Source organism: Bradyrhizobium dasycarpum, assembly GCF_042019905.1.
GTDB classification, from domain to species: Bacteria; Pseudomonadota; Alphaproteobacteria; order Rhizobiales; family Xanthobacteraceae; genus Bradyrhizobium; species Bradyrhizobium japonicum_B.
Genome location: NZ_CP169574.1, coordinates 3,550,290 through 3,562,549 on the forward strand (window position 1 = coordinate 3,550,290; position 12,260 = coordinate 3,562,549).

Here is a 12,260-nt window from a genome sequence, read left to right on the forward strand (position 1 = left end):
AACTATATGCCGGGAGTCAAGGATGACGGAGCTTGCGCTGATCGACGACATCCGCGCCGCCTCGCGGTTGATGGTGCGCGAGCTCGGCTTCATGGATGCGACGGTGGCGGCGTCGGACTATCCGCCGTCGGCGGTGCACACCATCCTGGAGATCGGCATCCGCGGACCCATGACCTCGGGCGAGCTCGGCGATTTCCTGCGGCTGGAGAAATCCAGCGTCAGCCGCCTGGTGCGCAAGCTGATCGATTGCGGCGAGCTGCGCGAGACGCCGGACGAGACGGATGCGCGCAGCAAGCTGTTGTCGCTGACGGCGAAGGGCCGGCGCACGCTGGAGGCGCTGCACGCCTTCGGCCGGCAACAGGTGCGCGGCGCGCTGGCGGCGCTGACGGAAGCCGAGCAGCGCAAGGTGCGCGAAGGCATGATGCTCTATGCGCGGGCGCTGCGGCAGAGCCGGGTGGGGAGCGAGGCGGAGTCGGCTGCTTGACCACCGCTGTCGTCCCCGCGAAGGCGGGACCCATACCGCGTGATCTATCGGCTACACACCGGTATCAGCACCGAACAACTGCCAATCTTCGCCAAACGTCTCCCTGTGGTTATGGGTCCCCGCCTTCGCGGGGACGACAGCGAGTGTTTGGCGCAAATGTGCTTCAACCGCCTCGGGATGACCTCACGGTCACTTCCCGAACTCTTCCCGCATCCTGGCCTGGATCTTGGCCATGCCGCCGATCCAGCGGTCGTAATTCTCGGTCTTCTTGCGCATGTAGCCGAGCACCTGGGGGTGCGGCAGGATCAGGAAGGTTTCCTGCTCGAGGCCGGCGAGCACGTCCTTGGCGACCTGCTCGGGCGAGATCGCCGTCGCCGGATTGCGGGCCCTTCGGGATCGAGCGCAGCATGTTGGTGTCGACGCCCTGCGGGCAGAGGATCGACACCTTGATGTTGTGGGCCTTGTGCGAGATCGCGAGATTCTCGGCAAAGCCGACCGCGGCGTGCTTGGTCGTGGAATAAGCGGGGCTGCCGACCTGCGACAGCAGGCCCGCGGCCGAGATCGTGTTGAGGAAATAGCCGCCGCCGCGCGCCTTCATGCGCGGGACGAGATGCCGCGCCGCGTAGACATGGGCCATGACGTGGATCGCCCAGCTGCGCTGCCACGGTTCGTCGGAGGCGCCGCCGGCATTTTCCGACATCGGATCGAAACCGCCGCCGATGCCGGCATTGGAGCAGAACAGGTCAATGGGCCCGAACTGCCGTTCGGTCTCCTCGATGACGTGCGCAATGTCCTTCTCCTGCGCGACGTCGCATTTGAAGGCCGCGCCATCCACCATGGCGGCGACCGCCCTGGCATTGGCGGCATCCATGTCCGCGACCACGACCTTGGCCGCGCCCGCATTGTGAAACGCCTCGCACAGCGCCTTGCCGATGCCGTTTGCGCCGCCCGTGACGACCACGACCTTGCCGGTCACCTGCATGCGACGTCTCCTCTTGTCTCATACCGCTTGACACCGCGCGCACTTATTCCGCGGCGCGGAGCTTGCTCAGCTCAACACGAGGTCGAGCACCGCGGTATAATGGCATGCCGCGCCGGCCAAGACAAAGCCGTGCCAGATCGCATTCTGGAAGCGCAGCCGCCGCCAGGCGTGGAAGATCACGCCAAGACTGTAGAGCAGTCCGCCGGCCAGGATGAAGCCCAGCGCCAGCGCCGGCAACGCCCGGACCACGGCGTCGTAGAGCATCACCCCGCTCCAGCCCATCGCAAGATAAATGCCGACCGAGACGCGGTCGAAGCGGCCGGGGTAGCAAAGCTTCAGCACGATGCCTGATATGGCCACGCACCAGACGCCGGCGAGCAGCACCAGCGCAAAGCCGCTGTCCTTCACCTCCAGGATGAACGGCGTGTAGGTCGCTGCGATCAGGAGATAGATCGCGGAATGGTCGAACCGGCGCAGCAGCCATTTGGCCGGCGACACCGGCCAGAGATTATAGGTCGCCGACAGCACCAGCATCGAGAGCAGGCCGGCGATGTAGATAGAGACGCCGACGACGTCGGTCGCGTCGGCATAGATCGCCGTCAGCACCACCAGCACGGTGGCCGCGACGATGCCGGCGAGCACTCCGATCGCGTGGACGATGCCGTCGGCGATGAGCTCGGCGCGGTCGTAGTGCCAGCCCATCGCGTCGGCCGCGGCGTGGACAGAGCTGGATGCAAGCTGTTTCAGTTGGAAGACGGTCATGGCAATCCGCAAAAAGAGGTAGTGCCCTCTGCTATGGGTGTTTCGGGATCGGCGCGTCGTTCAAACGGCTGATTCTCCGATAAAGGCGGTGGAAGTATGGAGCTTGATTTTCCTCACGCAATTGCCACTTTTGTGAACGGCCGCACATTCCTCCCGCCCCGGATCCTCTAACGTTCAGATGGCATTCAGTTTCCAGGATATGGTCGAAGAAGCGCGGCTGTCCGCGCAGGCGCTGATCGACTATGGCGAGCACTTCTTCAATCCGACGGTGCGGTTAGGCGTTACCGGCCTGTCGCGGGCCGGCAAGACCGTGTTCATCACCGCGCTGATCCACGGCCTCACCCGCGGCGGACGGTTTCCGGTGTTCGACGCCTATGCCTCGGGCCGGATCGCGCGGGCGCATCTGGCGCCACAGCCCGACGATGCCGTGCCGCGCTTTGCCTATGAGAGCCATCTGCGCGCGCTGGTCGAGGAACGGCGCTGGCCGAATTCGACCGTCGACATCAGCGAGCTCAGGCTCGTCATCGAGTACCAGCGCCCGAACGGCGCCGACCGCACCTTGACGCTCGACATCGTCGACTATCCCGGCGAATGGCTGCTCGACCTGCCGCTGCTGCAGAAGAGTTTCGAGCAATGGTCGGCGGAGAGCCTGGCCTTGTCGCGCGAGGCGCCACGCGCGCATCTCGCCGGCGAATGGCACGCCCATCTCGCAACGCTCAAGCCCGACGCGCGCGAGGACGAGCAGGCGACGCTCGCCGCCGCGAAGCTCTTCACCGATTATTTGCGCGCCTGCCGCGACGAGCGCTTCGCCATGAGCCTCTTGCCGCCCGGCCGCTTCCTGATGCCCGGCAATCTCGCAGGCTCGCCGGCGCTGACCTTCGCGCCGCTTGACGTGCCCGTGAGCGGACAGGCACCGGACGGATCGCTGTGGGCGATGATGGTGCGCCGCTTCGAGGCCTACAAGGACGTCGTGGTGCGGCCGTTCTTCCGCGATCATTTCGCCCGGCTCGACCGCCAGATCGTGCTGGCCGACGCGCTCGCCGCGTTCAACTCCGGTCCCGAGGCGCTGCACGATCTCGAAGCTGCGCTGGCCGGCATTCTCGATTGCTTCAACATCGGCCGCAGCACCCTGCTCTCCAGCCTGTTCCGGCCGCGCATCGACCGCATCCTGTTCGCGGCGACCAAGGCCGACCATCTGCATCATTCCAGCCACGACCGGCTTGAGGCGGTGCTGCGCCGCGCCGTCTCGGGCGCCGTAGCGCGCGCGGAAAGTACCGGTGCCACCATCGACGTGGTGGCGCTGGCCGCCGTGCGCGCCACGAGGGAAGCGCAGGTCGCGCGCGGCCGCGACAAATTGCCGTCGATCCTGGGAACGCCCGCCGCAGGCGAAAGCGCCGGCGGCGAGTTCTTCGACGGCAACACGGAAGTGGCGACCTTTCCGGGCGACCTGCCGCTGGATCCCGAGCCGCTGTTCAACGGCACTGATACGTTCCGCGGCCTTGCGACCGAGGCTGCCGAGAGAAGCGATTTCCGCTTCCTGCGCTTCCGCCCGCCTACCCTCGAGCGCGACGGCACCGAGCCGCCGACGCTGCCACACATCCGCCTCGACCGCGCCCTGCAGTTCCTGATCGGAGACAAGCTCGCATGAACGACCGATCGAAGCCACGGCGGCCGGCGACGTTCCGGCTCGACGATCCCGGCGTCGTCGTCACCGAAACCGACGAGACGGCGCGGCTCGGCCGCGCCACCATCCAGATCACGCCGGAGCACGATCCGCAGGCGCTGCCGGTGCCGATCGCGGCCGCCGTTCCCGCACGGCGCGGCTTTCCCTGGGGCGCGCTGTTCTGGTCGGGGCTCGCCGGGCTGACGCTGCTCGGCACCGGGCTCGCCGTGGTCCATCTGATCGAGGATCTGTTCGCGCGGAGCGAAACGCTCGGCTTCGTCGGCCTCGCTTTCGCCTCCGTCACCGCGCTGGCGCTGGCCGTGGTGATCGGACGCGAAGCGTTCGGCCTCGCGCGTCTTGCGACGATCGAGCAACTGCACCAGCGCGCAGCCGCCGTCCTTGCCAGCGACGACCGCAAGGAGAGCCGCGTCATCGTGCAGGACCTGCTCAAGATCGCGCACCAGAACCCGCAGCTCGCGCGCGCCCGCGCGACGCTGGAAAGCCATGCCGGCGAGATCATCGACGGCGCCGACATGATCCGGCTTGCCGAGCGCGAACTGATGTCGCCGCTGGATGCCGAGGCGCGGCGGCTGGTGTCGTCAGCTGCGCAGAAAGTGTCGATCGTGACCGCGGTGAGCCCGCGTGCCGCGATCGACGTGCTGTTCGTGTTCGTCGCCGCGCTGCGCCTGATCCGCCAGCTCGCTTATCTCTATGGCGGCCGCCCCGGCGCGCTCGGCATGATCCGCCTGCTGCGCCACGTCATCGCCCATCTCGCCATCACCGGCGGCATGGCCGCGAGCGACAGCCTGGTGCAGCAGATGCTCGGCCATGGCATCGCGGCGAAGCTGTCGCAGCGGCTCGGCGAAGGCGTGCTGAACGGTTTGCTGACGGCGCGGCTCGGCCTCGCCGCGATCGACGTCACGCGCCCGCTGCCGTTTGCCGCACTGCCGCCCCCCAAGCTGTCGGATCTGGCGACGGATCTGCTGCGGAAGAAGGATGGGGAGGAGTAGCGGCAAGAGGGTGAGAGCTCTCTCCGCTAGACCGGAATCGTAGGGTGGGCAAAGGCGCACTTGCGCCGTGCCCACCATCTATCTCGATCGCAACAAATGCGTGGGCACGCTTCCGCTTTGCCCACCCTGTACCCTTCTGGCGTTCGGAGGCCAGTCGGTTTGGTGTAGGCTGGTCGGCCGGGCCGATCCGCCGGGAGCCGCCTTGCCCACCTGTGCCTTTGAGCACCGACGTAGGACCCGCGCCCCGGCGGAGCGGCTGCGATCGAGATCCACTAGGAGGTTTGCGCCGCGAGCGCCGGTACAGGGATTGATCAGGATCGCAGTTGGCCCGCCTTTTGGAAGCGAAGGAGGTCCATCAATGGTCGAGAATGTGCACTGGTTTGTCGGGATCGACTGGGCGAGGCAAAGCCATCGTGTTTGCTTGCTCGATGCTGAAGGAAGACGGCTGGGCGAGCGAGAGTTCGTCCATGGCGGAGCCGGTCTGGTGGAGCTGCGCGACTGGCTGCTCGAGAAGACGAAGGCTGCACCGGCGCAGATCGCGGTGGCGATAGAGATGCCACATGGTCCTGTGGTGGAGATGCTGCTCGAGCATGGGTTCCTGGTCTTTGCCATCAATCCTAAGCAGCTTGATCGCTTCCGTGATCGCTTCACGGTCGCAGGTGCCAAGGATGACAGTCGTGATGCTCTTGTCCTGGGCGGTTCCTTGCGTACCGATCGCAAGGCCTTCCGGCAGCTTGCCATCGACGATCCGGCGGTGATCAAGTTGCGCGAATGGTCGCGCTTGCTGGATGAACTGCAGCAGGAACGGACGCGTCTGTCTAACCGTCTGCGTCATCAGTTGTGGCGTTATTACCCGCAAGCGGCCGAGCTGGCCGATGATGTCGCAGACGACTGGTTCCTGAGCTTGTGGCAGAAGGTGCCGACACCTGCTGCGGCCGCCAAGGCCTCGGAGAAGACGATTGCGCGCATCCTCAAGGAGCACCGTATCCGCCGTCTCGACGCCGCCACCGTGCTGCAGACCCTGCGCAAGACGGCCTTGTTCGTCGCCCCAGGTACCACGGAGGCCGCCTGCGTCCATATCCGCAGCCTTGTCGCGCGCATGCGCCTGGTCAATCGGCAGATCAAGGAGGCCGGCGCTGCCCTGGACGGCCTTTGCGATAGTCTGGCGGCACAGGACGAGGAGAACTCGTCGGGGCAGAGCGATGAGCAGCGTGACGTGGCAATCCTTCGCTCCTGGCCGGGAATCGGCAGGATTGTTCTCGCCACGCTGCTCACCGAGGCAGCGCAACCGCTGCGCGCCCGAGATTACCACGCCTTGCGGGCTCTGGCAGGGGCCGCCCCGGTCACACGGCAAAGCGGCAAGCAACGCTTCGTGATCCGGCGCTTTGCCTGCAACAGGCGGCTGCAGACCGCTGTCCATCACTGGTCACGCGTTGCCGTGCAGCACGACCCGGCCGCTCGGCAACGCTATGACGCCTTGCGGCAGCGCGGCCACGGCCGTGCACGCGCCTTGCGAGGCGTCGGCGATCGCCTACTCTCGGCCTTGTGCGCAGCCCTCAGGAACCGAGCGCTGTACGACGCCAATCACGGGAGTGCTCAGGCCGGCACCAGTCAGTAAGCCTCATTCCTTTGTTCGGCCGCCTGTGACCATTCCTTCGTCCCGACTTGTCGAGCCCCACAGCGCGGCGCGATGTCGCTGTCCAGGATGCCATCGGCACCGGCGGAGCCGGCGCGAAGCGTCCTGGACAGCGGTGAGCACCGCGCTACCCTGATTGCACCAAGGCACAAAAGCTCTTGACCAAGGCTAGGAGGTCCTACGATACTGCCCGTGTGGAGAGATCACGCCGCTGGGCGCGCGCTCGCTTCAAATTCCCCCGCCAGCACCTTCCACCAAAACAGCGGCGAATTCTTCGGCGGTGACAGCTCCGGGGTCCAGCCGGAGAGCTTTTCGATCGCGTAGGTATCCATCACGAGGCCGCGCCAGCGGCGTTCGACCTGACCGAGCTGTTCACGTTTCGCCGGAATGTTCTGCCATAGCGGCGAACGGTTGTCCGGCTCGCGGCCGACATAGATGCCGGCGCGGCCCTTGATCCGGTCCATGCCGGGATCGGCGAAATCCTGGAAGCGGCCGCGCTCGTTGATCTCGATGACGGGCACGCGCCCCCTGAACAGCCAGCGCATCATGGCGTAGGTGCGGTAATCCGTCGTGGCGATCCAGGTCGCGCCGGTCTCGTCCAGTGCGGCCTGTGCGCGGGCGGCGACCTGCTCATAGCCGGCCTCGGCGCCGATGGGGTCGATCCTGCCGAGCAGATTCCAGGGCGCGGCGACGTAATAGAGGAACACGATGACGACGAAGGCGATGCCGGAGACGATGGCGGTCCTCGCCCAGAACAGCGACGATCTCAGCATGCGCGCCGACCAATCCTCCTTCATCATCGCCACGAGGTTCACGGCAGCAGCGGCGAAGCCGACCGGCCACATGAACATCGGCCAGGTATCGCCGACCCGCAGCGTGGTGGACTTCGCGAGGAAATACAGGAACGGCACCAGCACCGCGGTCGACAACAGGATCGCGACCGGCTCGCGCGTGCGATAGCCCCGCCACGCCGTCAGCACCAGCCCGGTCAGCACCACCGGCAGCATGACGAAGCCGACCAGGCCGAACTGCAGGCCGATGTAATCGCCGAGCGTCCTTAGCGAGATGCCGTAATTGGCGGTGGCGCGCACGCCCTGGAAACGAAACGAGGCCCAGTCGTGCTGCACGTTCCAGATCAGCACAGGCGAGAACACGAGGGTGGCAACCAGCACGGCGAGATACGGATAGGGACTGCGCAGCCAGCGCCAACGCCAATCCGGCACCAGCAGAAAGGCGGCAACCGCCGGCGCGAACATGATCGCGGTGAATTTCGACAGCATCGAGAGGCCGGCGAACAGGCCGGCCGCCAGCCACCAGCGTCCGTCGCCGCTCTCCGACAGCCGCACCAGTGACCACATCATCGCCACCGCAAACGGGATCATGGCGACGTCGGGCGCGACCTTGGCCATCAGCAGGCCGTAATAGAGCGCGGCCTCCGGCATCAGCGCCGCGAGCACGATCGCGCGCACATCATGGGTGAGGCGGCGGACGATGTCGGCGAGCAACAGCTGCGTCAGCAGCATCGCGACGATGCCGCCGAAGCGGACACCGAGCGGCGTGTCGCCGAAGATCGCAGTGCCGAGGCGGATCAGCCAGGCGATGCCCGGAGGATGGTCGAGGAAGCTGAGCGCGCCCTCCTTCGACCAGGTCCAGTAATAGGCCTCGTCGGTACGCAGCTCGATCGCAGACGCGTAGACGATGCGGAGCAGCGTCATCGCGGCGATGACGAGCACGGCAACAAGGATGAGACGGCGTTCGGCGCCGTCTGGCTTCACAGGGATATCGGCAGCGATCGTCACGGCCGCGCTTTTCGCCAACCCGGGAGGGGGAGTCAATGCGGGGAGCCCCAACCTGGGTGTCGTCCCGGGCAAGCGAAGCGCGACCCGGGCCCCATAGCCCCAGGGAGGAGTCTGGCGAAGCCTCGTGGTTGCCAGCCGACCCCAACATCTCCCTGGGGCTATGGGTCCTGGATCCGCGCGCCCGGGGCTCGCTTGTCCCGGGACGACGGCGGTGTGTGGGGCTCCCTCCCAGGCATGTGATCCCGAACCTGTCCACATCGGGAATTAACCGCTACGCTGGGCGCGCTCCTCTCTGAGCTGATACAACCGAATCATGGTCACCGCTGCTGCACAGATGTCCGAACTCGTCCGCGCGACCAGCGTGCGGCAGGTGCGGCTCGTCTGCGGGGTGATCCTGTTCTGTTATGTGATCAGCCATTTCCTCAACCATGCGCTCGGCAATATCTCGGTCGAGGCCATGGAGGCCGGGGTTACCTACCACATCCTGTTCTGGCAGTTCCTGCCCGTCGCGATCGTGTTCTATACCGCCGCGTTGACGCATATGGGGCTCGGCATCTACGCGCTTTATCAGCGCCGCCAGTTCCGCTGGCGGACGACCGAGCCGCTGCAGCTCGCGCTCGGCTTGAGCATCCCTGCTCTGGTCATGGGCCACGTGGTCGGGGTGCGGCTCGGCTACACGCTGTACGATCACCAGAAGCTCTACCCTCAGGAGCTCTACCTGTTCTTCGTCGCCGCGCCCGGCCGGCTCTGGCAGATGACGATCCTGCTCGTGATCGCCTGGGTCCATGGCTGCATCGGCATCTATTTCTGGCTACGCCTCAAACCGTTCTTCACGCGCGCGGCGCCCTATCTGCTCGCCGCCGCCGTGCTGATCCCGACGCTGTCGCTGCTCGGCATCTACCAGGGCGGCCGCAACGTCGTGCTCGAAGCCGATGACGGCGAATGGCGCGCGCAAAATCTCACCAGACGCCAGGTCGGCACCTCGGCCGAGGCCGCGACGCTCGATCGCATCACCGGCGGCTTCACCATCGCCTATTTCGGGCTGCTGGGCCTGGCGCTGGCGGCGCGCGGCGTGCGCGCCTGGCGCGAGCGGCGCGGCGGCGTGATCGCGCTGTCCTACGGCAACGGCAAGACGGTGCGGGTTCCCAAGGGCCTCTCGGTGCTGGAGGCGAGCCTGCGCCACAATCTGCCGCATGCCAGTGTCTGCGGCGGCCGGGCCCGCTGCTCGACCTGCCGCATCCGGATCATCGGCGATCATGCCGCCCTGCCCGAGCCGTCGCAGCGCGAAGCCTTCGTGCTGACGCGCGTCGGCACCAACGATCCCTCGATCCGGCTGGCCTGCCAGTTGCGGCCGACGTCGGACCTCTCCTTCTTCCAGCTCTTCACCCCGCAAGCGACGACAGCGACCGCGCACGCCTCGGCGCCGGCGAGCATCGGCCAAGAGCGCTATCTCGTCAGCCTGTTCGTGGACATGCGCGGCTCGACGCAGCTCGCCGAGAAGCGGCTGCCGTTCGACACCGTGTTCATCGTCAACCGCTTCCTCGGCGCGGTGTCGCAGGCCGTGATCGAGAATGGCGGCCAGCCCAACCAGTTCGTCGGCGACGGCATGCTGGCGCTGTTCGGGCTCACGGCCGACCCGCAAACCGCCTGCCGGCAGGCGCTGAAGGCGGCAAGCGGCATCGCCACCCAACTCGACGAGCTGAACCGGCTCCTGAGCCATGATCTTCGCCAGCCGATCCGCTTCGGCATCGGCATTCACGGCGGCGAGGTCATCATCGGCGACATCGGCTATCGCGATCACATCGTCTTCACCGCGCTGGGCGATGCCGTCAACGTCGCCGCCCGCCTCCAGGACATGACCAAGACGCTGGGCTGCGAGGCGATCGTGTCGGACGAGATCAGCCGCAGCGCGGGCCTGGCCGACGATGCCTTGCCGCACCAGGAGGTCGCGATCCGCGGCCGCGACGAGCCGCTTGCCGTGCGGGTGGTGGCGGATGCGAGGGAGCTGGCGGCGCTGGTCGATCGCAGCCAGCGCGTCGCGGCGTGATGTTCGCCTCTCCCCGCTTGCGGGGAGAGGCCGACGCGCGCAGCGCGGCGGGTGAGAGGGCCTCTCCGCGAGTCCAACTGCTTCCTCCCTTGCGGAGACTCCGCCTCACCCCAACCCTCTCCGCGCAAGCGGGGCGAGGGAGCACATTGCCGTCGCGGCTACACTTTCGTTCCATCGCGTCACAGGCGTAACACCGGCCTGCTGCGACGCAGCGGCATGGGCCAGCTGCGAAAGCACGAATTGACTTCGTTCCGATCGTTGCAGCAGATGAGCGCGGGTCCGCGGTGATGACCGCTACGGAAGAAAGCTCCGGGAGGAGACGAGGATGTTCGATCGACGCGACCTGCTCAAGGGAGCGGGCTTGACCGCACTTGCGGCCACACTGAATTCCACGAGGGCGGCGGCCCTCGACACCATCACACTCCCGTTCGCCAATGGCGAACGGCCGCTGGTGAAATACCCGCAGAAGCGGCCGATGATCGGCCTGACCAGCCGGCCGCCGCAACTCGAGACGCCGTTTGCGATCTTCAACGACGGTCCGATCACGCCGAACAACGCGTTCTTCGTGCGCTATCACCTCTCCGACCTGCCCTACGATCTCGACCCCGACAAGTTCACGCTGGAGGTCAAGGGCAAGGTCGACAAGCCGCTCAAGCTGTCGCTGAAGGACATCCGGAAGATGAAGGCGACGGAGATCGTCGCCGTCGCGCAATGTTCCGGCAACAGCCGCGGCTTCTTCGAGCCGCGCGTCGCCGGCGGCCAGCTCGCCAACGGGGCGATGGGCTGTGCGCGCTGGCGCGGCGTGCCGCTGAAGTCCGTGCTGGCGATGGCCGGCGTGCAGAGTGGCGCCAAGCAGGTGACGTTTGGCGGCATGGACGGACCGGTCAGCGACAAGACGCCCGATTTCGTCAAGGCGCTCGACGTCGATCACGCCAATGACGGCGAGGTGATGCTGGCCTATGGCATGAACGGCGAGGACCTGCCGTTCCTCAACGGCTTCCCGCTGCGCCTGATCGTGCCCGGCTATTTCGGCACCTACTGGGTCAAGCACCTCAACGAGATCACCGTCATCGACAATGTCTATGACGGCTTCTGGATGAAGTCGGCCTATCGCATTCCGGATACACCGGACAATTCGATCGAGCCCGGCACCGCGCCGAAAGCGACCATCCCGATCAACCGCTTCACCATCCGCTCCTTCATCACCAGCGTGGCTGACGGCGCCAAGCTGAAGGCGGGAGCTGTGACGCTGCGCGGCATCGCCTTCGACGGCGGCAAGGGCATCAAGGAGGTCCAGGTCTCCACCGACGGCGGCAAGAGCTGGACGAGCGCCAAGCTCGGCAAGGATCTCGGCAAATACGCCTTCCGCGAATGGAGGCTGCCGGTGAAGCTCGCGGCCGGCAGCGTTGAACTCAAGGTGCGCGCCACCGGCAATGGCGGCGAGACGCAGCCGGACACGCCGCGCTGGAACCCGGCGGGTTATCTGCGCAACGTCGTCGAAACCACCCGCGTGACCGTGGCCTGAGGGAGAATGATCATGCAGCGCACCGTTCTCCTCGCCGTCTCGCTCGGCCTTGCCGCGATGCTGGGGCCAGCACTTGCAGCGCCGGTCAACTACAAGACCCCTGATGAGGTCGCAGCGTTCGAGCCGGGCCCCGGTCTCGAAGTCGTCAAGGGCAATTGCAGCGCCTGCCACTCGGCCGACTACATCAAGACACAGCCGCCGATGAAGGACAAAAAGGGCTTCTGGCAGGCCGAGGTGACCAAGATGATCAAGGTCTATGGCGCACCGATCGACGATGCGGATGTCGGCAAGATCGTCGATTACCTGGCCGCCACTTATTGAAGGCAGACGTCAGGCGCAACTGCTCTGACAC

The 12,260-nt window shown here is 66.3% G+C and carries 9 protein-coding genes and 1 pseudogene; 7 read left to right on the forward strand and 3 right to left on the reverse strand.

Features of this window, described 5'->3' with window-relative positions; genetic code table 11:
* The first annotated feature begins 22 nt into the window (after positions 1-22).
* Positions 23-484 carry a MarR family winged helix-turn-helix transcriptional regulator gene (locus ACETMP_RS17125; protein ID WP_375157109.1) on the forward strand — a complete coding sequence of 154 codons (462 nt, stop codon included), beginning with the start codon at positions 23-25 and terminating at the stop codon, positions 482-484.
* 189 nt (positions 485-673) lie between these two features.
* On the opposite strand, the pseudogene ACETMP_RS17130 reads toward ACETMP_RS17125, so the two are convergent.
* A pseudogene (locus tag ACETMP_RS17130) lies at positions 674-1,466 on the reverse strand (SDR family oxidoreductase).
* Positions 1,467-1,532: 66 nt separating this feature from the next.
* Positions 1,533-2,228, reverse strand: a complete 696-nt coding sequence (locus ACETMP_RS17135; RefSeq protein WP_375157110.1) for a hemolysin III family protein — start codon at positions 2,226-2,228, stop codon at positions 1,533-1,535.
* Between the two features lie 178 nt (positions 2,229-2,406).
* Here ACETMP_RS17135 and ACETMP_RS17140 point away from each other — a divergent pair, with 178 nt between their 5' ends.
* The 3 genes from ACETMP_RS17140 to ACETMP_RS17150 all read left to right on the forward strand — a co-directional run bounded on the left by ACETMP_RS17140 (position 2,407) and on the right by ACETMP_RS17150 (position 6,519).
* Positions 2,407-3,876: a YcjX family protein gene (locus ACETMP_RS17140; protein WP_375157111.1), complete on the forward strand. Its 1,470-nt coding sequence runs from the start codon at positions 2,407-2,409 to the stop codon at positions 3,874-3,876.
* Complete coding sequence (locus tag ACETMP_RS17145; RefSeq protein ID WP_375157112.1) at positions 3,873-4,901, forward strand: YcjF family protein; 1,029 nt, start codon at positions 3,873-3,875, stop codon at positions 4,899-4,901. The genes ACETMP_RS17140 and ACETMP_RS17145 overlap by 4 nt, the downstream gene beginning before the upstream one ends.
* A 358-nt stretch (positions 4,902-5,259) precedes the next feature.
* Complete coding sequence (locus tag ACETMP_RS17150) at positions 5,260-6,519, forward strand: IS110 family transposase (protein WP_375157113.1); 1,260 nt, start codon at positions 5,260-5,262, stop codon at positions 6,517-6,519.
* A gap of 221 nt (positions 6,520-6,740) precedes the next feature.
* On the opposite strand, the gene ACETMP_RS17155 is transcribed toward ACETMP_RS17150, so the two are convergent.
* Positions 6,741-8,252, reverse strand: a complete 1,512-nt coding sequence (locus ACETMP_RS17155) for a glycosyltransferase family 39 protein (protein WP_375161925.1) — start codon at positions 8,250-8,252, stop codon at positions 6,741-6,743.
* Positions 8,253-8,649: 397 nt separating this feature from the next.
* Between ACETMP_RS17155 and ACETMP_RS17160 the strand changes: the two genes are divergently transcribed.
* The 3 genes from ACETMP_RS17160 to ACETMP_RS17170 all read left to right on the forward strand — a co-directional run bounded on the left by ACETMP_RS17160 (position 8,650) and on the right by ACETMP_RS17170 (position 12,229).
* Positions 8,650-10,383, forward strand: coding sequence for an adenylate/guanylate cyclase domain-containing protein (locus ACETMP_RS17160; RefSeq protein ID WP_375157114.1), 1,734 nt, complete (start codon positions 8,650-8,652; stop codon positions 10,381-10,383).
* A 325-nt stretch (positions 10,384-10,708) separates the two neighbouring features.
* Complete coding sequence (locus ACETMP_RS17165; protein ID WP_375157115.1) at positions 10,709-11,908, forward strand: molybdopterin-dependent oxidoreductase; 1,200 nt, start codon at positions 10,709-10,711, stop codon at positions 11,906-11,908.
* A gap of 12 nt (positions 11,909-11,920) precedes the next feature.
* Positions 11,921-12,229 (forward strand): cytochrome c, encoded by a 309-nt coding sequence (locus tag ACETMP_RS17170; RefSeq protein WP_375157116.1) that lies wholly within the window; start codon positions 11,921-11,923, stop codon positions 12,227-12,229.
* The last annotated feature ends 31 nt before the right edge of the window (positions 12,230-12,260 follow it).

What these genes read in the sequence shown, in the direction of transcription:
- ACETMP_RS17145 (WP_375157112.1), top strand. Translation starts at nt 3,873, where the DNA reads ATGAACGACCGATCGAAGCCACGGCGGCCGGCGACGTTCCGGCTCGAC.
- ACETMP_RS17150 (WP_375157113.1), top strand. Translation starts at nt 5,260, where the DNA reads ATGGTCGAGAATGTGCACTGGTTTGTCGGGATCGACTGGGCGAGGCAA.
- ACETMP_RS17140 (WP_375157111.1), top strand. Translation starts at nt 2,407, where the DNA reads ATGGCATTCAGTTTCCAGGATATGGTCGAAGAAGCGCGGCTGTCCGCG.
- ACETMP_RS17165 (WP_375157115.1), top strand. Translation starts at nt 10,709, where the DNA reads ATGTTCGATCGACGCGACCTGCTCAAGGGAGCGGGCTTGACCGCACTT.
- ACETMP_RS17170 (WP_375157116.1), top strand. Translation starts at nt 11,921, where the DNA reads ATGCAGCGCACCGTTCTCCTCGCCGTCTCGCTCGGCCTTGCCGCGATG.
- ACETMP_RS17125 (WP_375157109.1), top strand. Translation starts at nt 23, where the DNA reads ATGACGGAGCTTGCGCTGATCGACGACATCCGCGCCGCCTCGCGGTTG.
- ACETMP_RS17155 (WP_375161925.1), bottom strand. Translation starts at nt 8,252, where the DNA reads ATGACGCTGCTCCGCATCGTCTACGCGTCTGCGATCGAGCTGCGTACC.
- ACETMP_RS17160 (WP_375157114.1), top strand. Translation starts at nt 8,650, where the DNA reads ATGGTCACCGCTGCTGCACAGATGTCCGAACTCGTCCGCGCGACCAGC.
- ACETMP_RS17135 (WP_375157110.1), bottom strand. Translation starts at nt 2,228, where the DNA reads ATGACCGTCTTCCAACTGAAACAGCTTGCATCCAGCTCTGTCCACGCC.